Source organism: Pseudomonas sp. Snoq117.2 (genome assembly GCF_900110545.1).
Classification (GTDB): domain Bacteria; phylum Pseudomonadota; class Gammaproteobacteria; order Pseudomonadales; family Pseudomonadaceae; genus Chryseomonas; species Chryseomonas benzopyrenica.
Window position 1 is genome coordinate 78,143 of sequence record NZ_FOED01000009.1, and the last position, 22,282, is coordinate 100,424.

Genomic DNA, 22,282 nt, shown 5'->3' on the forward strand with positions numbered 1-22,282 from the left:
GTGGAACATGGCATTGCAGACGGGACTCTACCGGCACTACAAGGGTCAGCAGTATCGGGTGCTGGGTCTGGCCCGGCATTCGGAGACCGAGGAAGAGCTGGTCATCTATCAGGCGTTGTATGGCGAATATGGTCTCTGGGCCCGCCCCTTGAGCATGTTTCGCGAGAGCGTCCAGGTCGATGGCGAGCAGGTGCCGCGCTTCGCGCTGATCAGCGTCGAAGCCGATCCCTTGGGTCTGGATGCCACGCCGCAGCCTTGACCTTGCCGACATCGCCACTATATATAGCGGTGCCGCGTTGGCCGACCGCCCCCGGCGCACCAGACTGAAGTCGTTCTGGTCCTCCATCCGCCGTATTGGCGCTCGCCTTTCGCTCGCTCACCGCTTTCAAGCAGGAATCTGACTCTCCCATGGGTAAATCGCTGGTCATCGTGGAATCCCCGGCCAAGGCCAAGACCATCAACAAGTATCTGGGTAACCAGTACGTGGTGAAGTCGAGCATCGGCCACATCCGCGACCTTCCCACCAGCGGCGCCGGCACCGCCAAGGAGCCCGCCGCCAAGACGCGCAAGACCGCCGCCGAGGCGCCCGCGCTGTCACCCAAGGAAAAGGCCCGGCGTCAGCTGTTCGCCCGCATGGGTGTCGATCCCGAGCATGGCTGGAAGGCGCACTACGAGATCCTGCCCGGCAAGGAAAAGGTGATCGAGGAACTGCGCCGCCTGGCCAAGGACGCCGACACCGTCTATCTCGCGACCGACTTGGACCGCGAAGGGGAGGCCATCGCCTGGCACCTGCGGGAAGCCATCGGCGGCGACGACTCGCGCTACAAGCGCGTGGTGTTCAACGAGATCACCAAGAAGGCCATTCAGGAGGCCTTCTCCCAGCCCGGCGAACTGGACATCAATCGCGTCAACGCCCAGCAGGCGCGCCGCTTCCTCGACCGCGTGGTCGGCTACATGGTCTCGCCGCTGCTGTGGTCGAAGATCGCCCGTGGCCTGTCCGCCGGTCGAGTTCAGTCGGTAGCGGTCAAGCTGGTGGTGGAGCGCGAGCGCGAGATCCGCGCCTTCGTCCCCGAGGAATACTGGGAGATCCACGCTGACCTGGCCACGCCGAAAAAGGCCCAGGTGCGTTTCGAAGTGGTGCGCGAGAAGGGTGAAGCCTTCAAGCCGCTGAACGAAGCCCAGGCCAAGGCCGCCCTGACCAAGCTGGAAAAGGCCGCCTATCGCATCGCCAAGCGCGAAGACAAGCCGACCAGCAGCAGGCCCTCCGCACCCTTCATCACCTCCACCCTGCAGCAGGCGGCGAGCAATCGCCTGGGCTTCGGGGTGAAGAAGACCATGATGATGGCCCAGCGTCTCTATGAGGCCGGCTACATCACCTACATGCGTACCGACTCGACCAACCTGTCGGGCGATGCCATCGCCATGGCCCGTGGCTACATCGAGAGTGAATTCGGCAAGCAGTACCTGCCGGAAAAGGCCAACGTCTACGGCAGTCGCGAAGGCGCCCAGGAAGCGCACGAGGCCATCCGCCCCTCCGACGTCAACGTCAAGCCCAACAGCCTGTCGGGCATGGAGCGGGACGCCGAGCGCCTGTACGAACTGATCTGGCGCCAGTTCCTGGCCTGCCAAATGCCGCCGGCCGAATACCTGTCCACCACGGTGACCGCCGCGGCGGGCGACTTCGAGCTGCGTGCCCGTGGCCGCATCCTCAAGTTCGACGGCTACACCCGTGTCCTGCCCCAGCAGAGCAAGCCGGGTGACGACGACGTCCTGCCGGAGATGAAGCAGGGCGAGGACCTCGGCCTGGTCAAGCTCGACCCGAGCCAGCACTTCACCAAGCCGCCGGCCCGCTTCTCCGAAGCCAGCCTGGTCAAGGAGCTTGAGAAGCGCGGCATCGGCCGGCCGTCCACCTACGCTGCCATCATTTCCACCATCCAGGATCGCGGCTACGTGACGGTGCACAATCGCCGTTTCTATGCCGAGAAGATGGGCGACATCGTCACCGATCGCCTCAACGAAAGCTTTGCCAACCTGATGGACTTCAGCTTCACCGCCAACATGGAAGGCAATCTGGACAACGTCGCCCAGGGCGAGCGGGACTGGAAGAATCTGCTCGACGAATTCTATGGCGACTTCAAGCAGAAGCTGGAGAGCGCCGAAGCGGGCGAGAAGGGCATGAGGGCCAATCAGCCCACCCTGACCGACATTCCCTGCCAGCTCTGCGGCCGGCCGATGATGATCCGGACCGCCTCCACCGGGGTCTTCCTCGGCTGCTCGGGCTATGCCCTACCGCCCAAGGAACGCTGCAAGGCCACCATCAACCTGGTGCCGGGTGACGAGATCGCCGAAGACGACGAGGGTGAGTCCGAATCGCTGGTCCTGCGTGGCAAGCATCGCTGCCCCATCTGCAGCACCGCGATGGACGCCTATCTGATCGACGAGCATCGCAAGCTTCACGTCTGCGGCAACAATCCGGACTGCCCGGGCTACGAGATCGAAGAGGGCAGCTATCGCATCAAGGGCTACGAAGGCCCGTCGCTGGAATGCGACAAGTGCGGCAGCGAGATGCAGCTCAAGACCGGCCGTTTCGGCAAATTCTTCGGCTGTACCAATCCGGCCTGCAAGAACACCCGCAAGTTGCTCAAGAACGGCGAGCCGGCGCCGCCGAAGATGGACGCCGTGCCCATGCCTGAGCTGCGCTGCGAAAAGGTCGACGACACCTATGTGTTGCGCGACGGGGCGTCGGGCTTGTTCCTGGCCGCCAGTGGCTTCCCGAAGAATCGCGAGACCCGTGCGCCGTTGGTCAGTGAACTGCTGCCCCATCGCGACGAGATCGATCCCAAGTACCATTATCTGCTGAGTGCCCCGGTGAAGGACGCCGAAGGCCGCCCGGCGGTGATCCGCTTCAGCCGCAAGACCAAGGAGCAGTACGTGCAGACCGAGGTCGAGGGCAAGCCCACCGGCTGGAAGGCCTTCTACGACGGCAAGAAGTGGCAGGTGGAAGAGAAGCGCTAGGGCCTTTGGCTCCGGCGCGAGACAGGTGGTCGGCGTGAGCCGGCCTGAGGAGAAGGGCATGGCCAACGAGCGTTACACCCGCACCAACCAGAAGCTCTATTTCGCCGGTCTGGCGCTGGACAGCTGGCGCTCGGCTCAGGCGGCACCCTCCGCACAAAGCCAGGGCCGCATCATGGCCGAGCGCGAGGCCTGCCTGTTTCACCTGCATGGCGCCCTGCTGGGGCTCTGTCAGGAGGTGGCAGGCTTCTACCGTCATCCCACCATGGAAGCCACGTCGCTCGCCGTCCTGCTCTCACCCGACGCCTTGAACGAGGCGCCCAGTCCGGAAATGGGTGAACTGGTGGAGCTGGCTGGCAATTCGGAGACTTGGCTGGCGCAGTTGATCGCCGAATACCAGCGGCTGCTGCAACCGCCCCAGGCGCCGCGGCGGCCCAAGCAGGACCCGACCTTGGCCCTCATCGAAGCGGTCAGCCTGGAACCGGCCGAGCCGGAACTGGGTCTTGAAGAAGTGGAAGCCTGGCGCGAAAGTCTCAAGCAGACGGCGCTCAGATTCCGCGGTGCCATGACCGAGTGGTAGGAGCCGTCCAGCTAGCATGCCGCAGAGGCCGTCAGGACGATGGCCTTGCAGACCGTCGAAAAAGGCTCAGGCAAGTCAGCCTCCCAGACCCCACGCTGTTACACTATCCGCTTAGCTGTGGAGATACTGAATGACTACTGCCTACCTGGAAATCGTTGAACTCTCCGATGGTCGCATCGTGTTGCGCCGTGCGGACGACGAGGAAGCCCTCGTGACCCTTGAGTTTTCCAGCGATGCCAAGGATTTCCTGCATGGACAGCAGATAGAGGTGGCCAAGGCCATGTTCAACCTGGGCGTGCAGATGGCGGGTCGCTTGGCCGAAGGCGACAGCCTTCAGCGTGACGATCAACCCCGCGTCCTGCACTGACTCTCCGCCTGATCCGGCATTCCGTGCGGGAATGCCGCCGCTACATCCCTTCCTGCCCGCTGCCTAGGCGAATCTGACGTTCAGACTCTGGCTATTGCCCTGGGCCGCGGCGCGTGCCAGTTGCTGCTTGCCCGCATCGCTGAGGTCGTGCAGCCAGCTGATCACCGTATGACTCTGCCCCTTGCGCAGCACCTCGCAGGCCAGTTGCAGCGTCTTGGCCGCGCTCGGCGTCTGCAGCAGGAGCACCCGTTCCGGATTCAGATGGGTACTGCGCAACCAGGCGTTGCTGAGCAGCGACGGCGGCGTGACCAGGGTCAGCCAGCGAGCATCGTCTTTGTCGCTCAGCTGGCGCAGGATGGGCGCCAGCAACTGCAGGCATTGTTCCTGGCTACCGTGCAGGGACATCTCGCTGAAGGTGTCCGGCAGCGGGGCGGCCGGCAGCTCCCGGGCCGGCTTGCCGGCCTTGGGCAGAAAGGCGGTCAGCTCCTGCAGCAGGAGCTCAGGTGCCAGGTCCAGCTCTTGAACCAACGAACGCGGGGCATCGAACATCAGGGGAAATTGCATGGCGACCTCCTGGAGGCGACTCGATCAAATCCACTTGACGTCATGTACCACGGATACATGACGTCACTGTGCTCAGCCTGGTCTTGAGCGCTTTTTCGGAGCGCGAACCGATACCCCCGATCAAGACTTCGGCGTAAGGCAAATAGCGGTGACAAGAGGCTGGCCCGCAGGCCAGCCCTAGACGTTAGCGGCGGATGACGCCAACGCTTAACCCTTCGATGGCGAATTCCTGGGTGGAAAGATCGACTTCGATAGGGGCGAACTCGGGATTTTCCGCCAGCAGGGTTACCTGGTTGCCCGAGCGCTTGAATCTCTTCACGGTGACTTCGTCGCCCACCCGGGCCACGACGATCTGGCCATTGTGCACCTCACGGGTCACATGGACGGCCAAGAGGTCGCCATCGAGGATGCCGACGTCTCTCATGCTCATGCCCTTGACCTTGAGCAGGTAGTCGGCACGGGGCTGGAAGAAGGCCGGGTTGATGGCGCAGTTTTCCTCGACGTTCTGCTCGGCCAGGATGGGGGCGCCCGCGGCGACCCGACCGATGACTGGCAGGCTCTCGTCGGCCTTGCGCGTGGTATCCAGCCCCGGGATGCGGATGCCACGAGAGGCGCCCGGCGTCATCTCGATGGCGCCCTTGCGGGCCAGGGCCTTGAGGTGCTCCTCGGCCGCATTCGGCGATTTGAAACCAAGCTCCTGCGCGATCTCCGCGCGGGTAGGCGGAAAGCCATTGGCTTCGAGGCAACGCTTGATGAAGGCCAGGATCTCGGCTTGTCGCGGTGTCAGTTTCAGCATGATGCACGTCGCGTCGTCTAATGATGCTGTGATTATATACAGTAACTCCAGGTGGTAGGCAAGGGCACCTGGCCCGGCTTCGGACGACAGGCCGGATTGGTGGCAAATAGCCCGCAAACAGCGGAAGGACGAGTGCTCCAGCGCTTTCAGGTCAGGCTCACCGCCCGAACTGCGATTGACTTGGATAGCGTTTGAAACATATGTTTCAAACGGAAATTCATCTATCGAGGAAGGTCATGGCGCAGTCGGATACCGTGGAGCGCATTCTGGATGCGGCCGAGCAACTGTTCGCCGAGCGCGGCTTTGCCGAAACCTCGCTGCGACTCATCACCACCCGCGCCGGGGTCAATCTGGCGGCCGTCAACTATCACTTCGGCTCCAAGAAGGCCCTGATCCAGGCGGTGTTCTCGCGCTTTCTCGATCCCTTCTGCTTCAACCTGGAGCGGGATCTGGATCAGTGGCAGCCGAAGAACGGGGAAGAGGTGAGCCTGGAGGCGCTGCTGAATCTGCTGGTGGACCACTCCCTGGCCATCAAGCCACGGCATGGCAATGACCTCTCGGTGTTCATGCGTCTGCTGGGTCTGGCGTTCAGCCAGAGCCAAGGCCACCTGCGCAAATACCTGGAACAGACCTATGGGCGTGCCTTCCGCCGCTTCCTGCTGCTGGTGAACCGCGCCGTGCCCGAGATTCCGCCCCTGGAGCTGTTCTGGCGCGCCCACTTCATGCTGGGCGCGGCGGTGTTCAGCATGTCCGGCATCAAGGCACTGCGGGCGATCGGCGAGAACGATTTCGGCGTCGATACCCACACCGACCAGGTGCTGCGGCTGATGGTCCCCTTCCTCGCCACCGGCATGCGGGCGCCGACGGCGATGCATGCACCGGAGCTGGCCCAGGCCCAGTATCGGCCGCGGCGGCCAGTCGCGGTGGAGACGGCCGAGACCTACTAGGCTGCGGCATCGAGGGTGGCTGGGGTAAGCTTGCGTCCCTTTCACGGCGCCATGCGCCGGAGCATTCGGACGAGGTACCCATGCAAGGCTCCCTGATGGTCGATATCGCTGGCACCTGGCTCACCGCCGAGGATCGTCAGCTGCTGCGCCAGCCAGAGGTGGGCGGACTGATCCTGTTCGCCCGCAACATCGAAACCCCGGGGCAGGTCCGCGAACTGTGCCGCGCGATCCGCGCGGTGCGCCCGGAGCTGTTGCTGGCCGTGGACCAGGAAGGCGGTCGCGTGCAGCGCCTGCGCCGCGACGTGGTACGGCTGCCGGCCATGGGGCAGCTGGGCGGTCGCGCGGACAGCCTGGAATTGGCCCGGCTCTGTGGCTGGATCATGGCGACCGAGATCCTGGCGGTGGGGCTGGACTTCAGCTTCGCTCCGGTGCTGGACGTCGACCATGGGCGCAGTCAGGTCATAGGCCTGCGCTCCTTCGGCGCTGCCGAGCAGGTGATCAGGCTGGGCGGTGCCTTCATCGCCGGCATGGGTGACGCCGGCATGGCCGCCACGGGCAAGCATTTCCCCGGGCATGGCTGGGCCGAAGCCGATTCCCACTATGCCATTCCCACCGACGAGCGCGATCTGGACACCCTGCTGCGCACCGACCTGCGCCCGTTCCAGGCGCTGCTGCCAGCGCTGGGTGGCGTCATGCCCGCCCATGTCATCTATCCTGCCGTGGATCCCCAGCCGGCCGGCTTTTCCCGACGCTGGCTGCAGGAAATCCTGCGCGGCGAACTGGATTACCAGGGGGTGATCTTCAGCGACGACCTGTCCATGGCCGGTGCCCATGTGGCCGGCGATGCCGGTCAGCGCGTCGAAGCGGCCCTCAGCGCTGGTTGCGACATGGGACTGGTCTGCAACGATCGCGCGGCGGCCGAGCTGGCCCTGACCCGGGTACAGCAGCTGGGCGTCTCGCCCGCGCCACGGCTGGCCAGCATGAGGGCCCGTCGCCACGTCGATCTCGATTATCGGCAACAACCGCAGTGGAGTCTTGCCCTGCAGCGGCTGCGCCAGGCTGAACTCATCTAGAGGACGTATCCATGACTACCTACGCCATCATCGGAGGCACCGGCCTCACCGCGCTCGCCGGCCTGGAGCTGGACCAGGCCCAGACCTTCGAAACGCCCTGGGGAGTGCCGTCGGCCCCCGTGCAGCGCGGTCGCTATGCTGGCCGCGAGGTGCTGTTCCTGGCGCGCCATGGCCATCCCCATCGCCTTCCACCGCACCAGGTCAACTACCGCGCCAACCTCTGGGCGCTCAAGGAGGCCGGTGCCGAGGCCATCCTCGCGGTGAATGCCGTGGGCGGCATTCACGCCGCCATGGGCAGCGGCCATCTGTGCGTGCCCCATCAGCTGGTGGACTACACCTGGGGGCGTGGCCATACCTTCTTCGAAGGCGCGGACCTCGACCATGTCACCCACATCGACTTCAGTTTTCCCTACGACGAGCCCTTGCGTCAGCGGCTGCTGGTTGCACTGCGCACGCTGCAACTGCCGCATAGCGACCACGGCGTCTATGCCGCGACCCAGGGGCCGCGCCTGGAAACGGCGGGAGAAATCGTCCGGCTGGAGCGCGACGGCTGCGACATCGTCGGCATGACCGGGATGCCGGAAGCGGCCCTGGCCCGGGAACTGAGCCTGCCCTATGCCTGCCTGGCGCTGGTGGTGAATCCGGCCGCCGGCAAGGTGCAGCGGGAAATCACCATGGCTGAGATCGAAGCCGTCCTCGCCAGCGGCATCGACGAGGTCCGGCAGGTGCTGGCCGAGGTGCTGACGGGCTGATAGCACCCGAGCCGCTCCCAGGATGACCCGGGAGCGGCTCTTCGCTCAGCTGGCGGCGGGCGTCAGGCGATCGAAGAGGGCTTCCAGGACGTTGAAGCGTTCTTCCGCCCGCTCCATCGGCACCTGGAACTTGAACAGGGTCGCGCCTTCCAGTCGATACTTCTTCGGCTGCGCCTGGATCATCTTCACCAGCACCAGCGGATCCACCTGGGTATCGGCGGCGAATTCCAGCCGCCCGCCCTGGGGTCCCGCATCCACCTTGACGATGCCCAGGCCCTCCGCACGCAGCTTGAGCAGCGTCAGGCGTACCAGGTTCTTGGTCGGTTCCGGCAGGAGCCCGAAGCGGTCGATCATCTCCACCTGCAATTCCTTGAGGGCGTCCTCGTCCGCCGCCGAGGCGATACGCTTGTAAAGGATCAGCCGCGCATGGACGTCGGGCAGATAGTCTTCCGGGATCAGCGCGGGGACGCGCATGTTGATGTCCGGACCGCCGCCCAGGGGTTTTTCGAGGTTGGGTTGCTCGCCCTTGCGGATGGCCTTGACCGCGCGCTCCAGCATTTCCATGTAGAGGGTGAAACCTACCGCCTGGATCTGGCCGCTCTGGCCTTCGCCGAGCAATTCGCCGGCACCACGGATCTCCAGGTCGTGGGTCGCCAGGATGAAACCGGCCCCCAGGTCCTGGGCACCGGCGATGGCTTCCAGCCGCTTTTCGGCGTCCGGGGTCATGCCCTTACGCGGTGGGGTGAGCAGGTAGGCATAGGCCTGGTGGTGACTACGACCGACCCGGCCGCGTAGCTGGTGCAGCTGGGCCAGGCCAAACTTGTCGGCGCGCTCGATGATGATGGTGTTGGCGTTGGGGACGTCGATACCGGTCTCGATGATGGTCGAGGCCACCAGCACGTTGAATCTCTTGTGGTAGAAGTCGCTCATCACCTGTTCGAGATCGCGTTCGCGCATCTGCCCGTGGCCGATGCCGACCCGTGCCTCGGGCACCAATTCGGCCAGCTCGCGGGCCCGCTTCTCGATGGTCTTGACCTCGTTGTGCAGGAAGTACACCTGGCCGCCGCGCAGGAGTTCGCGCAGCAGGGCTTCCTTGATCACCGCGTTCTGCTCCTCCATGACGAAGGTGCGCACCGAGAGGCGCCGTGCGGGCGGGGTGGCGATGATGGACAGGTCGCGCATGCCGGCCACGGCCATGTTCAGGGTGCGCGGAATCGGCGTGGCGGTGAGGGTGAGGATGTCCACCTCGCTGCGCAGCGATTTGAGCTGTTCCTTCTGGCGTACCCCGAAGCGGTGTTCTTCGTCGATGATGGCCAGGCCGAGATCCTTGAACTTTACATCGCCCTGCAACAGCTTGTGGGTGCCGATGATGATGTCGATCTTGCCGTCGGCCAGCTCGCGCGCGGCGGCGGCGACCTCTTGGGCCGATTTGAAGCGGCTCATCACCTCGACCCGCACCGGCCAGTCGGCGAAGCGGTCGCGGAAGCTGTTGTAGTGCTGCTGGGCGAGGAGGGTGGTGGGGACCAGCACCGCCACCTGGCGTCCACCGTGCACGGCGATGAAGGCCGCGCGCATGGCCACCTCGGTCTTGCCGAAGCCCACGTCGCCGCAGACCAGACGATCCATGGGCGTGCCCGCCAGCATGTCCTTGTGCACCGCCTCGATGGCGGCCTGCTGGTCCGGCGTCTCTTCGAAGGGGAAGCCGGCGGAGAAGGTGGCGTAGTCCACCGCCGGGTCCTTGAAGGCATAGCCCTTGCGCGCGGCGCGGCGGGCATAGATGTCGAGCAGCTCGGCGGCGACGTCGCGCACCTGCTCGGCGGCCTTGCGCTTGGCCTTTTGCCAGGTTTCGGAACCCAGCTTGTGCAGCGGCGCCAGGGCATCGTCGGTGCCCGAGTAGCGGGCGATCAGGTGCAGGTTGGCCACCGGCACATAGAGCTTGGCGTCGTCGGCGTATTCGAGCAGCAGGAATTCCTGGGGCTGATCGTCCAGCTCCAGGGTGATCAAACCCATGTAGCGGCCCACGCCGTGGTCGATGTGCACCACCGGCGCGCCTTCGCGCAGCTCGGTGAGGTTCTTGATGACGTTCTCGCCGGCGTCACGACCTTTCTCGCGGCGGCGGCGCTGCATGATGCGCTGGCCGAACAGCGGATTCTCCGGAATCAGGGCGACACCGGCGTCATCCAGCACCAGGCCCTCGTCCAGCGGCGCCAGGGCGATGGCGATGCGCTCGGCACTGGCCTGGAAGGCTGCCCAGCCTTCGACCTGGCCAGGGCGCAGATTCAGCCGGGCCAGCAATTCCAGCAGCACCTCGCGGCGACCGGCGCTTTCCGCGGTGAATAGCACGCGACCGGGGAAGTCGGTGATGAAGTGCTCCAGCGCCGCCAGGGGCTGGCTGGCCTTGGCATCGATGGCCAGATCCGGCAGCGCCCGCGCGGTAAAACGTTCGCGGCCCACACCGGATTCCAGATCGTCCGCACCGATGACCACCCGCGGCCAGGCCTTCAGCCGGGCGAAACAGTCTTCCACCGGCAGGAAGACATCGGCTGGCGGCAGCAAGGGTCGCTCCGGATCGACTCGGCGGTCTTCGTAGCGATTGCGGACGTCGGTCCAGAATTGCTCGGCGGCCTGTTCGATGCCCGGCAGGGAAAACACCTGGGTGTTGGCCGGCAGATAGTCGAAGAGCGTCGAGGTCTCGTCGAAGAACAGCGGCAGGTAGTACTCGATGCCCGCCGGGGTGATGCCGCTGGCGAGATCCTGATAGATGGGGCAACGACGGTAGTCGACGTCGAAGCGCTCACGGAATCGCGCGCGAAAGCCGGTCACGGCTTCCTTATGCAGTGGGAATTCCCGCGCCGGCAACAGGCGGATACTGTCGACCTTGTCGATGGAACGCTGCGTCTCCGGATCGAAGGTGCGCAGCGTCTCGATCTCGTCGTCGAACAGGTCGATCCGGTAGGGCAGGTTGCTGCCCATGGGAAAGAGATCGATCAGGGCGCCGCGCACGGCGAACTCGCCATGTTCGTACACCGTATCCACATATCTATAGCCGGCTGCTTCCAGGCGCGCGCGGGTGGCTTCCACGTCCAGCCGCTGGCCGACGTCCAGCACCAGGCTGCTGCCGAGCAGGAAGCGCGTGGGTGCCAGGCGGTGTAGGGCGGTCGCCAGAGGGACTACCAAAATACCGTGGGAGAGCTCCGGCAACCGATAAAGAGTCGCGACGCGCTGGGAGATGATGTCCTGGTGCGGCGAGAAGACATCGTAGGGCAGCGTCTCCCAATCGGGAAAATTCAGCACTGGCAGTTCGGGCGCAAAGAAGCGCAGTTCCTGCTCCAGGCGATCAGCGGTCTGGCTGTCCTGGGTGATCAGCAGGGTGAAGCGGCGAGTCGCGGCCTTGGCGGCTTCAGCGATGGCGAGGGCTAGCGCGGCGCCGGGCAGATTGCCCCACTGCTGGCGGCCGGCGGTTTCAGGAATTGACGGGGTACGCAAAACTGACACGCGGGCGGAACTCCGGTGGATTTTGGGAGGGTTTGGATTGTAACGACCGGGCTTTCGCGCTGTCAGTGCAGCGACGCGCGTCGATTGCCTGGGAGAGGCAGCGCGGTCATAATGTAGTTCCTTTTTTCAGCTCCTACATAGGGAAGGATTTGTCGTGAGTCAGAAGCCTGAGCAGTGCCTTGAAGAATGGATCGATCGCGAAGCGCTCGCCGAGGCCATGATTCCCCTGATTGGTCAGCTGTACCGTAACAACAATGTTGTGACCTCGATTTACGGTCGCGGTTTGGTCAACCGTTCGGTGATCTCCATTCTCAAGGCCCACCGGTTCGCCCGCCAGATCGACAACGTCGAGTTGTCCGTGCAGGACACCTACCCGCTGGTGAAGGCCCTGAGCGAGCTGGAACTGGGCGCCGCCTCCATCGACCTGGCCCGCCTGAGCCTGAAGTTCAAGGCCGAGGGTGCCGGTCGCGACCTTAAGGACTTCCTGCGCAGCGAGCTGTCCGCCGTGGTCGGCAAGCAGGGCGTCGAGCAGCGCAAGGGCAAGGACGTCGTACTCTACGGCTTCGGTCGCATCGGCCGCCTGCTGGCGCGCATCCTCATCGAGCACCAGGGTAGCGGCGACGGCCTGCGCCTGCGCGCCATCGTCGTGCGCAAGGGCGCCGACAACGACCTGGTCAAGCGTGCCAGCCTGCTGCGTCGCGACTCCGTGCACGGTTCCTTCGACGGCACCATCACCGTCGACGAAGCCAACAGCACCCTGTGCGCCAACGGCACCCTGATCAAGGTGATCTACTCCAACGATCCCACCACCGTCGACTACACCGCGTACGGCATCCAGGATGCCATCGTGGTCGACAACACCGGCAGATGGCGCGATGCCGAAGGCCTGGGCCAGCACCTCAAGTGCAAGGGCGTCTCCCGCGTGGTGCTGACCGCACCGGGCAAGGGCAGCCTGAAGAACATCGTGCATGGCATCAACCATGACACCATCACCGCCGAAGACACCATCGTTACCGCGGCGTCCTGCACCACCAACGCCATCGTGCCGATCCTGAAAGCGGTCAACGACAAGTACGGCATCGTCAACGGTCACGTCGAGACCGTGCATTCGTACACCAACGACCAGAACCTGATCGACAACTTCCACAAGGGCGATCGCCGTGGCCGCAGCGCCGCGCTGAACATGGTCATCACCGAGACCGGCGCCGCCAAGGCCGTGGCCAAGGCGCTGCCGGAACTGGCTGGCAAGCTGACCGGCAACGCCATCCGCGTGCCGACGCCCAACGTCTCCATGGCGATCCTCAACCTGAACCTGGAGAACGGCACCAGCAAGGACGAGATCAACGAGTACCTGCGTGAAATGGCGCTGCACTCGCCGCTGCACAAGCAGATCGACTTCGTGAACTCGCCGGAAGTAGTCTCCAGCGACTTCGTCGGCTCCCGCCATGCGGGCGTGGTCGACGCCGGTGCCACCATCGTCAGCGACAACCGCGTCGTGCTCTACGTCTGGTACGACAACGAGTTCGGCTACAGCTGTCAGGTCGTGCGGGTGCTGGAAGAGATGGCGGGGGTCAATCCGCCGGCCTTCCCGGCCTGAGTCTTGCGTCCTAGGCAAGGCTGACTTGCAAGAAAAAGCGGGAGCCCAGGCGGCTCCCGTTTTCGTTTTGGTCAGGTTTTGCGCCACAATAGCGGCCCGTGACAAGAGGTCGCAGCCCCCTGGGGCGATCTCGCGCCGGATCTGGCCTCTCGCGAGGCGATCCGGCTCCAGCCGTCGCCTGCGGACGGCTAACCTTCTGAGGAGAAAGCATGGCGGTCTATAGCTACGACGTGGTGGTACTGGGTTCGGGACCGGCAGGCGAGGGCGCGGCGATGAACGCCGCCAAGAATGGCCGCCGCGTGGCGGTGGTGGACAATCGCCAGGTGGTCGGCGGCAACTGCACCCATCTCGGTACCATTCCCTCCAAGGCCCTGCGCCATTCGGTCAAGCAGATCATCCAGTTCAACACCAACGAGATGTTCCGCTCCATCGGCGAGCCACGCTGGTTCTCCTTTCCCGACGTGTTGCGCAGCGCCGAGCGGGTGATCGCCCGTCAGGTGTCATCCCGTACCGGCTACTACGCACGCAACCGGGTCGACCTGTTCTTCGGTACCGCCAGCTTCGCCGACGAGAACACCATCGAGATCGTCAACCTGCGTGGCGATCTGGAGCGCCTGGTGGCCAAGCAGGTCGTCATCGCCACCGGCTCGCGGCCCTATCGCCCGGTGGACGTGGACTTCAGCCATCCGCGCATCTACGACAGCGACACCATCCTGTCGCTGACCCACACGCCGCGCCGGCTGATCATCTACGGCGCCGGGGTGATCGGCAGCGAATACGCCTCCATCTTCAGCGGCCTCGGCGTACTGGTCGACCTGATCGACAACCGCGATCAGTTGCTCAGCTTCCTCGATGACGAGATCTCCGACGCCCTGAGCTACCACCTGCAGAACAACAATGTGCTCATTCGTCACAACGAGGAATACGAGCGCATCGAAGGCCAGGAAAACGGCGTCATCCTGCACCTGAAGTCCGGCAAGAAGCTGCGCGCCGATGCCTTGCTGTGGTGTAACGGGCGGACCGGCAACACCGACCAGCTCGGGCTGCAGAACGTGGGCATCTCGGTGAACAGTCGTGGCCAGGTCACCGTGGACGAGAATTACCGGACTTCGGTTGCCAACATCTATGCGGCGGGCGACGTCATCGGCTGGCCGAGCCTGGCCAGTGCCGCCTACGATCAGGGGCGTTCGGCCTCGGACAATATCCTGCACGACAACAATGGGCGGGTGGTCAACGACATCCCCACCGGCATCTACACCATTCCCGAGATCAGTTCGCTGGGCAAGACCGAGCGTGAGCTGACCCAGGAGCGGGTGCCCTACGAGGTCGGCAAGGCCTTCTTCAAGAGCATGGCGCGGGCGCAGATCTCCGGCGAACCAGTGGGCATGCTGAAGATCCTCTTCCACCGCGAGACCCTGCAGGTGCTTGGCGTGCACTGCTTCGGCGACCAGGCCTCGGAGATCCTGCACATTGGCCAGGCGATCATGAACCAGGAAGGCGAGGCGAACAGCATCCGCTATTTCGTCAACACCACCTTCAACTACCCGACCATGGCCGAAGCCTATCGGGTGGCGGCTTTCGATGGCTTGAATCGGTTGTTTTGACCAAGACGGCTTTACTCGCCGACACAATCGCGGCCATGGGCCGCTCCTACAGGGTGTGATGCTTCTGTAGGAGCGGCCCATGGCCGCGATAATGCGAGTAGCCGTAGGTTGGGCTGAGCGCAGCGAAGCCCAACGATGCCTGGGTTCAACGCGGGCCGTTGGGCTTCGACGATGGAGCCGTCTCAGCCCAACCTACGATCCCATGCGGCACCCGTATGTTGGGCTGAGCACAGCGAAGCCCAACGATGCCCGGACTCGATTCGTCAGGTCCTACCCCAGCGTCCGCTGCGCCAGGCTTGGGAAGTCGGTGATCAGGCTGTCCGCGCCAAAGTCGGCCAGACGGCGCATCAGGCTGGCGTCGTTCACCGTCCAGACCGAGACGTGCAGTCCCTGCCGCTGGGCTTTGAGCAGCCGCTCCGGGGTGCACAGCGTCCAGTTCAGCGCCAGCAGGTGGCAATCGTAGTGGGCGGCCACCTTGAGCGGATCCAGCCAGGCGTATTCCGCCACCAGACCGCGGGCCAGATGGGGGGTATCGCGCTGCAGGGCGCCCAGGACCTCACGCGAGGCACTGGTCACGGTGATCTTCTCCTGCAGGCCGAATTCCTCGACCAGCTGGGCGATGGCCTTCACGGTCTGCGCCGCTCGCACCCGCGAGGCGCTCTTCACTTCCAGCTGCCAGTGTTCGAAGGGGCACTTCTCGAACAGCTCGCGCAGGATCGGGATGGGGCTGGGGCGTGGCCAGACCGGGCCACCCTGGCGGGCATCCAGGGCGACCAGATCGGCGACGGCCTTTTCGCTGACCTTGCCGCCCCGGCCGGTGGTGCGTTTCAGGGTCGGGTCGTGGATCACCACCAGTTCGCCGTCACGGGAAAGGTGCAGGTCCAGCTCGCAGCGCCTGACGCCCAGTTCCAGGCACAGCTCGAAACCGGCCAGGGTGTTTTCCGGGGCTTCGCCGCGGGCGCCGCGGTGTCCATAGATGAGGGTCATGAAGGCTCCTAGACGCTAGGGTGAAGGGGCGGGGCGACGCGGTTCACGAACCGCATCCAGCACCCGATCGTTTTCGAAGTAGACGCTGAAATCGCGATAGTCCCAGCGGCGAATGGGCGGGCGGCCGACCGGAGGATGCTCCTGGTCGGGCAGGCCGAAGCGCTCCAGCACCTGGCTGCGACTGTCGCCGCGCAAGGGCAGCGGTGTGTCGGCCTGGCCCTGCTGGCCCAGCGGGATCTGCAGGGTCTCGGCCCAGCTGGGCAGGGCGGTACCGAGCAGCAGGGCGGCCAGCCAGGGGCGTTTCACGCCTCGTCTCCACGGTCGGCGCGGCGTACTCGGGCCTGCTGGCGCAGGACATGACGCGCCAGCAACTGGCGCTGGGCGTCTTCCAGGTCGATGAAGCTGGTGCCGATCTCGTATCCGCCACTGACGGCCTGGCAACCGGTCACCTCGGCCAGCACCTGCAGGCCGAGGCCCTGGGGTGGCAGCGCCATGCGCAGGTCGAGCCGGGTGCCCAGGGCATAGGGCTCGGCATCGACGAAGGCCAGGCCCCCTTCGGACAGCACCACGTCGCGAGTGGCGCCGCTGTCGTGCAGCAGATTCCAGGTAAAGGCCTGGCCAAGCAGGTCGAGGCGCTTGTGCACCAGGCGCAGGCAGGCGGTGACGGCGCGATCGCGCTCGTCCAGATTGCGCAGCAGGTGACGAGATTCGAATTCCAGCTGATGCAGTTCGCTCAGGAGTGCGAACAGCGGCGCGGTCTCGCCGGGGACCCCGTCGGCAGGGCTGATTTGCAGTGCGATACGGTCGGTGATGCGATAGTATTCCCGCCGTTCACGCGCGTCTGGGGTGGTCATGTCGGGCCGCTCCGTGGGTGATGGCCCCGAGTGTAGCCGGCGAGCCGGCACGGTGTCGCCGTCCAACCCGCAGGGCGCCTACGTCTTTCCGCCGTGCAAGCGAGCCTATGTTCAGACCCCTGCCGATCTACCTTGGCCTGCGTTACGTCCGCGCCAAGCGCCGCAATCATTTCGTTTCCTTCATCTCGCTCACCTCCATGATCGGCCTGGCCCTCGGCGTGGTCGTCATGATCGTGGTGCTGTCGGTCATGAACGGCTTCGACCGCGAGATGCGCGATCGCGTCCTCGGCATGATTCCCCATGCGACGGTGGAGTCCTACCAGCCGGTCACCGACTGGCGCAGCGTGCGCGAGTTGGCCCTGCAGAACAGCCAGGTGGCCGCGGTGGCGCCCTTCACCCAGTTGCAGGGCATGCTGGCCCACGACAAGGCGGTGCAGACGGTACTGCTCAACGCCATAGACCCGGCCGAGGAATCCAAGGTCTCGATCATCGCCAGCTTCATGCGCGAGGGGAGGCTCGACGACCTCAAGCCGGGCGAATTCGGCATCATCATCGGCTCCCTGGCCGCCGAAAAACTGGGCGTCAAGATCGGTGACAAGCTCACCTACATCGCTCCGGAAGTGGCCGTGACCCCCGCCGGTATGTTTCCGCGCATGAAGAGATTCACCGTGGTGGGCATCTTCAGCGTCGGCGCCGGCGAACTGGACGGCTCGGTGGGCCTGATCGACATCGAAGACGCCGCGCGCCTGCAGCGCTGGCCGGCGAACGCGGTGCAGGGTGTGCGCCTCAAGCTGCACGACCTGTTCCAGGCGCCGGACGTGTCCTGGAACATCGCCCGCCAGCTGCCCGGCAACGACTGGTACGCCCGCGACTGGACCCGCACCCATGGCAATCTCTATCAGGCCATCGGCATGGAAAAGACCATGATCGGCCTGCTGCTGCTGCTGATCGTCGCCGTGGCCGCCTTCAACATCGTCTCCACCCTGGTAATGGTGGTGACCGACAAGAAGTCCGACATCGCCATCCTGCGCACCCTGGGCGCCACGCCCCGGCAGATCATGGCGGTGTTCATGGTCCAGGGGACCTTCATCGGCGTCATCGGCACCGCCATCGGCTGCCTGCTGGGCGTGCTCGCCGCGCTCAACGTCAGCGCCGCGCTGGCCTGGGTGCAGCGGGTCACCGGGCACCAGTTCCTCAACGCCGAGGTGTATTTCATCGACTACCTGCCGGCGCAGCTGCAGTTGCACGACGTTCTGCTGGTCTGCGGCGCGTCCTTCGCCCTGAGCTTCCTGGCCACGCTCTATCCCTCCTGGAGCGCCGCCCGTACCCAACCCGCCGAGGCCCTGCGTTATGAATGATCGAGCCGTTTTGCGTTGCCAGGACCTGGGCAAGCGCTACGAGGAAGGCCCCCAGACCGTCGAGGTGCTGAGCAACGTCCAGCTGACCCTGCAACCGGGCGAGCGGGTGTCCATCGTCGGCAGCTCGGGGTCGGGCAAGACCACCCTGCTCAACCTGCTCGGCGGCCTCGATACCCCCAGCAGCGGCAGTGTCTGGCTAGACGGCGAGGAGCTGTCGGCGCTGAACGAGAAGGCCCGCGGCCTCTTGCGCAATCGCGCCATGGGCTTCGTCTACCAGTTCCACCACCTGCTGCCCGAATTCAGTGCCCTGGAAAACGTCTGCATGCCCTTGCTGATCGGCAAGGCCTCCATCGGCGAAGCCCGTGAGCGCGCGGCCAAGCTGCTGGAACGGGTCGGCCTCGGCCATCGCCTGGGTCACAAGCCGGCCGAGCTGTCCGGTGGCGAGCGCCAGCGCGTGGCCATCGCCCGGGCCCTGGTCAACCAGCCCAAGCTGGTGCTGCTCGACGAACCCACCGGCAACCTCGACCAGCACACCGCCCATGGGATCCAGGACTTGATGCTGGAGCTGTCCACGTCGCTGCGCACGGCGTTCCTGGTGGTGACCCACGACCAGGTGCTGGCTGGCCAGATGGACCGGATGCTGCGCCTGGACGAAGGCCATCTGGTCGACGCCACGCCGGCCCGGCAGGTCTGAGGTCGTCATGTTCAGACCTCTTTCGCTGTTCATCGGCCTGAGATACACCCGCGCCAAGCGGCGCAAGTCGTTCATCTCCTTCTTCTCGCTGGTCTCCATGTTCGGCCTGGCCTTGGGCGTGCTGGCCATGATCCTGGTGCTGTCGGTGATGAACGGCTTCCAGGAAGAAATGCGCGGCCGCATCCTCGGCATGGTGCCCCATGCCTTCATCAGCGGCGCCCAGCCGCTGGACGACTGGCGCCCGCTGGCGGCCAAGGCCGAGCAGCAGCCCCATGTACTGGCGGCGGTGCCCTATACGCAGTTGCAGGGCATGCTTTCGGTGCGTGGCCGCATGCAGCCGCTGCTGGTGGACGGCATCGATCCGGCCCAGGAAAAGCGCGTGTCCATCGTCGGCGAACGCATGACCCAGGGCAGTCTCGACGCCCTCAAGCCCGGTGAATTCGGCATCGTGCTGGGCGAGATCGCCGCGCGACGCTTCCAACTGGAGCTGGGCAGCCAGGTCACGGTGATCATCCCGGAAGTGGGCGCCACTGGCAGCATCACCCCACGGCTGCGCCGCTTCACCGTGGTCGGCACCTTCAAGGTCGGCGCCGAGCTGGACGCCTCCCTGGCGCTGATCAACGTCGCCGATGCCGCGCCGCTCAAGGGCTGGCAGCCGGGGCAGGTAGAGAGCATCCGCCTGGCGCTGGACGATCTCTTTCAGGCGCCGCGCATCTCCCGTGAGGTGGCCAAGGCCCTGGGCGACGGCTACCAGGCGCGTGACTGGACGATCTCCCAGGGCAGCCTGTTCCAGGCCATGCAGATGGAAAAGACCATGATCGGCCTGCTGCTCCTGCTGATCGTCGCCGTGGCCGCCTTCAACATCATCGCCACCCTGATCATGGTGGTGGCCGACAAGAAGGCCGACATCGCCATCCTGCGCACCCTGGGCGCCACGCCCGGGCAGATCATGGCGGTGTTCATGGTCCAGGGCACGGTGATCGGCCTGGTCGGCACCCTGATCGGCGGTGTGCTGGGCGTCATCGCGGCGCTCAACGTCAGCAGTTGGATCGCCGCCCTGGAGCGGCTGGTCGGCCACAAGCTGTTCGGCGGCGACATGTACTTCATCAGCAACCTGCCGTCGCGGCTGGAGTTGGAAGACGTAGTGCTGATCGCCGTGGCCGCCCTGAGTATGAGTTTCCTGGCGACCCTCTATCCCGCCTGGCGCGCCTCCCGCACCTCGCCGGCCGAAGCACTGCGCTACGATTGATCTCCTGCCGGGCCCGGTGGCGGCTTGCACCTGGCCCTCTGGTGTCCGAACTGCTCTAATCCGCGCTTCTGAAGCCCTTTCGGCTCTCCAAGGATGGAGTCCTGATGCGCGCCGCTCTGCTGTCCTTCGCCCTCGGCGTGCTGCTCCTGCGCGCCTTCGCCTCGCTGCCGTCGTTGCCGCTGCTGGCGGCCCTCGCGGCGATGGCCCTGGGGCTGCTGCTGACCCGTTTCCTGGCCCTTGGCGCCTGCGGCCTGGGCCTGGCCTGGGCGCTGCTCAATGCCCACTGGGCCCTGGACGATCGTCTGGCTCCGGCGCTGGAGCAGCGGGTGCTGTGGATCGAAGGCCAGATCAGCGGCCTGCCCGCGGTGGACGCCGACGCGGTGGCCTTCGTGCTCGCCGGGGCGACCAGCCGCCGCGACCTGAAGCTACCGGCGCGGATCCGCCTGAACTGGCACGGTGGTCCCCGTCCGCTGGCCGGCGAACGCTGGCGCCTGGCGGCGGAGTTGCGCGGCCCCGCGGGCCTGGTCAACCCCCTGGGCCAGGATCGCGAAGCCTGGCTGCTGGCCCAGGGCATCGGCGCCACCGGCAGCGTCAAGGATGGCCAGCGCCTGGCGGCGGCCAGTGGCCTGGCGACCTGGCGCGACGGTATCCGGCAATACCTGCAGACCCGCAATCCGGCCGGGCAGGGCGGGTTGCTGGCCGCCCTGGTGGTGGGCGATGGCTCGGGCATCACCGATGCCCAGTGGCAGCTGTTCCAGGACACCGGCACCGTGCACCTGATGGTGATCTCCGGGCAGCACATCAGCCTGGTCGCCCTCAGCGTCTATGCCGGGGTGGTCCTCCTGGCGCGCCGTGGTCTCTGGCCAAGCCGGTTGCCCTGGCGCCTGTCGGCCGCGGTGCTGACGATCGCCACCGCGCTGAGCTACGGACTGCTGGCCGGCTTCGAGGTGCCGGTACAGCGCGCCTGCGTCATGGTCACCCTGGGGCTGCTCTGGCAACTCGGCCGTCAGCAGGTTCGCCTGGCAGACGCCGTCCTGCTGGCCCTGGTGCTGGTGCTGGTGGCCAATCCCCTGGTCAGTCTGCTGGCGGGTTTCTGGCTCTCCTTTGGCGCCGTGCTGTTGCTGCTCTGGAGCTTCGCCGGCCGTCTGGGCCGACTGCCCTGGTGGGCTACCCTCGGGCGGGCCCAGTGGTGCATGGCCGTGGGACTGGCACCGCTGCTCCTGGCGCTGGGCCTGCCCCTGAGCCTGAGCGGCCCGCTGGCCAACGCCCTGGCCGTACCGCTGATGGACCTGGCCATCGTGCCCCTGGCGCTGGTGGGTACTCTGCTGTCGCTGCTCTGGTCGCCACTGGGCGAGCCCGCGTTGTGGCTGGCCGGTGGCCTGTTGCAGGGACTGCTCTGGGTGCTGACCGGGTTGGCGCATCTGGCCGCCGCCTGGCAGCCCGTATTGGCGCCCGCCTGGACGCTGTGGCTGGCAGGACTGGGGGCGTTGCTGGCCCTGCTGCCCGCGGGCGTGCCGCTGCGCGGCCTTGGCGCACTGCTGATGCTGCCCGGGCTGTTTCCCCCGGTGCCTGCGCCCGGGGAGGGGCTGGCGCGGATCACCGTATTGGACGTGGGACAGGGGCTGGCCGTACTGGTGCGCACCCGTGACCATGCCCTGCTCTACGACGCCGGTCCGCGCCAGGGCAGCTATGACAGCGGCGCCCGGGTCGTCCTGCCCAACCTGAAGGCCGCCGGCATCGATACCCTGGATGTCATGCTGCTCAGTCATGCCGATGCCGACCATGCCGGCGGTGCGCTGGCCGTGGCCAGGGGGCTGCCGCCGGGCCGGGTGCTCAGTGGTGAGGTGGGTCGCCTGCAGCCGCAATTGCGCGCCCGGGATTGTGAAGACGGCGCCCGCTGGGAGTGGAACGGGGTCGGCTTCACCACCTGGTGGCGTCCCGATGCGGATTCCAATGCCGCCTCCTGTGTACTCCGCGTCGAGGCCAGGGGCGAGCGCCTGCTGCTGACCGGCGATATCGATGCTCGCCGCGAGGCGGAGTTGGTGGCCAGTGGCAAGCCCCTGGCGGCGGAGTGGCTCGTCGCCCCGCACCATGGCAGTCGCAGTGGCTCCAGCGCCGGTTTCATCGACGCCGTCCAGCCACGCGGCGTGCTGATCTCCCGCGGGCTGAACAATCGCTATGGCCATCCCCATCCCCAGGTGCTGGCGTGCTATCGCGAGCGCGGCGTGCTGCCCTACGACACCGCCGCGCTAGGCGCCCTGACCTGGACCCTCGGTCGCTGGGAGGTACCGCGTGGTCAGCGCCAGGAGCGTCACTGGTGGCGAATACCCCCGCCGACACCCTAAGGCGTTCG

General features: G+C 65.8%; 19 protein-coding genes. 13 read left to right on the top strand and 6 right to left on the bottom strand.

The window, feature by feature from the left end:
* The first annotated feature begins 7 nt into the window (after positions 1–7).
* From BMZ43_RS19795 to BMZ43_RS19810, 4 genes are all read left to right on the top strand, one after another.
* Positions 8–259 carry a DUF1653 domain-containing protein gene (locus BMZ43_RS19795; RefSeq protein ID WP_026083700.1) on the top strand — a complete coding sequence of 84 codons (252 nt, stop codon included), beginning with the start codon at positions 8–10 and terminating at the stop codon, positions 257–259.
* 149 nt (positions 260–408) lie between these two features.
* On the top strand, positions 409–3,015 hold the full coding sequence (gene topA, locus BMZ43_RS19800; protein WP_064309432.1) for a type I DNA topoisomerase: 2,607 nt from the start codon (positions 409–411) through the stop codon (positions 3,013–3,015).
* A 58-nt stretch (positions 3,016–3,073) separates the two neighbouring features.
* Entirely contained in the window at positions 3,074–3,592 is a 519-nt protein-coding gene (locus BMZ43_RS19805) for a DUF6586 family protein (RefSeq protein WP_017639781.1), read from the top strand.
* 130 nt (positions 3,593–3,722) lie between these two features.
* Positions 3,723–3,959, top strand: a complete 237-nt coding sequence (locus BMZ43_RS19810) for a hypothetical protein (RefSeq protein ID WP_007162387.1) — start codon at positions 3,723–3,725, stop codon at positions 3,957–3,959.
* Positions 3,960–4,022: 63 nt separating this feature from the next.
* On the opposite strand, the gene sulA is transcribed toward BMZ43_RS19810, so the two are convergent.
* Entirely contained in the window at positions 4,023–4,523 is a 501-nt protein-coding gene (gene sulA, locus BMZ43_RS19815) for an SOS-induced cell division inhibitor SulA (protein WP_017639780.1), read from the bottom strand.
* A 184-nt stretch (positions 4,524–4,707) separates the two neighbouring features.
* Positions 4,708–5,319, bottom strand: coding sequence for a transcriptional repressor LexA (gene lexA / locus BMZ43_RS19820; RefSeq protein ID WP_026083698.1), 612 nt, complete (start codon positions 5,317–5,319; stop codon positions 4,708–4,710).
* A 236-nt stretch (positions 5,320–5,555) separates the two neighbouring features.
* Between lexA and BMZ43_RS19825 the strand changes: the two genes are divergently transcribed.
* The 3 genes from BMZ43_RS19825 (at position 5,556) to BMZ43_RS19835 (ending at position 8,091) form a co-directional block, all read left to right on the top strand.
* Positions 5,556–6,266: a TetR/AcrR family transcriptional regulator gene (locus BMZ43_RS19825; RefSeq protein ID WP_017639779.1), complete on the top strand. Its 711-nt coding sequence runs from the start codon at positions 5,556–5,558 to the stop codon at positions 6,264–6,266.
* Positions 6,267–6,346: 80 nt separating this feature from the next.
* Positions 6,347–7,339, top strand: coding sequence for a beta-N-acetylhexosaminidase (gene nagZ / locus BMZ43_RS19830; protein ID WP_093255984.1), 993 nt, complete (start codon positions 6,347–6,349; stop codon positions 7,337–7,339).
* Positions 7,340–7,350: 11 nt separating this feature from the next.
* Positions 7,351–8,091, top strand: a complete 741-nt coding sequence (locus BMZ43_RS19835; protein WP_093255987.1) for an S-methyl-5'-thioinosine phosphorylase — start codon at positions 7,351–7,353, stop codon at positions 8,089–8,091.
* A gap of 45 nt (positions 8,092–8,136) precedes the next feature.
* On the opposite strand, the gene mfd is transcribed toward BMZ43_RS19835, so the two are convergent.
* Positions 8,137–11,586, bottom strand: coding sequence for a transcription-repair coupling factor (gene mfd / locus BMZ43_RS19840; RefSeq protein ID WP_093255990.1), 3,450 nt, complete (start codon positions 11,584–11,586; stop codon positions 8,137–8,139).
* A gap of 154 nt (positions 11,587–11,740) precedes the next feature.
* Here mfd and BMZ43_RS19845 point away from each other — a divergent pair, with 154 nt between their 5' ends.
* Entirely contained in the window at positions 11,741–13,183 is a 1,443-nt protein-coding gene (locus tag BMZ43_RS19845; protein ID WP_017639775.1) for a glyceraldehyde-3-phosphate dehydrogenase, read from the top strand.
* A gap of 209 nt (positions 13,184–13,392) precedes the next feature.
* Positions 13,393–14,787, top strand: coding sequence for a Si-specific NAD(P)(+) transhydrogenase (gene sthA, locus BMZ43_RS19850; protein WP_093255992.1), 1,395 nt, complete (start codon positions 13,393–13,395; stop codon positions 14,785–14,787).
* Between the two features lie 270 nt (positions 14,788–15,057).
* Here sthA and BMZ43_RS19855 read toward each other — a convergent pair whose 3' ends face one another.
* The 3 genes from BMZ43_RS19855 to BMZ43_RS19865 are packed head-to-tail and all read right to left on the bottom strand — an operon-like array spanning position 15,058 to position 16,628.
* Positions 15,058–15,774, bottom strand: coding sequence for a glycerophosphodiester phosphodiesterase (locus BMZ43_RS19855; RefSeq protein ID WP_093255995.1), 717 nt, complete (start codon positions 15,772–15,774; stop codon positions 15,058–15,060).
* A gap of 15 nt (positions 15,775–15,789) precedes the next feature.
* On the bottom strand, positions 15,790–16,080 hold the full coding sequence (locus tag BMZ43_RS19860) for a phosphodiesterase (RefSeq protein WP_093255998.1): 291 nt from the start codon (positions 16,078–16,080) through the stop codon (positions 15,790–15,792).
* Positions 16,077–16,628, bottom strand: coding sequence for a PilZ domain-containing protein (locus BMZ43_RS19865; protein WP_093256001.1), 552 nt, complete (start codon positions 16,626–16,628; stop codon positions 16,077–16,079). The genes BMZ43_RS19860 and BMZ43_RS19865 overlap by 4 nt, the downstream gene beginning before the upstream one ends.
* A 107-nt stretch (positions 16,629–16,735) precedes the next feature.
* Here BMZ43_RS19865 and BMZ43_RS19870 point away from each other — a divergent pair, with 107 nt between their 5' ends.
* From BMZ43_RS19870 to BMZ43_RS19885, 4 genes are all read left to right on the top strand, one after another.
* A complete protein-coding gene (locus tag BMZ43_RS19870) occupies positions 16,736–17,986 on the top strand; it encodes a lipoprotein-releasing ABC transporter permease subunit (protein WP_093256004.1) in 1,251 nt (416 codons plus the stop codon).
* The gene (lolD, locus tag BMZ43_RS19875; protein WP_026083696.1) at positions 17,979–18,680 is read left to right on the top strand and encodes a lipoprotein-releasing ABC transporter ATP-binding protein LolD; all 702 of its coding nucleotides are present in this window, start codon (positions 17,979–17,981) and stop codon (positions 18,678–18,680) included. Before BMZ43_RS19870 ends, lolD begins: the two co-directional genes overlap by 8 nt.
* A 7-nt stretch (positions 18,681–18,687) precedes the next feature.
* Positions 18,688–19,929 carry a lipoprotein-releasing ABC transporter permease subunit gene (locus tag BMZ43_RS19880; RefSeq protein ID WP_093256007.1) on the top strand — a complete coding sequence of 414 codons (1,242 nt, stop codon included), beginning with the start codon at positions 18,688–18,690 and terminating at the stop codon, positions 19,927–19,929.
* Positions 19,930–20,033: 104 nt separating this feature from the next.
* Complete coding sequence (locus tag BMZ43_RS19885) at positions 20,034–22,274, top strand: DNA internalization-related competence protein ComEC/Rec2 (protein ID WP_093256010.1); 2,241 nt, start codon at positions 20,034–20,036, stop codon at positions 22,272–22,274.
* Positions 22,275–22,282 lie beyond the last annotated feature (8 nt).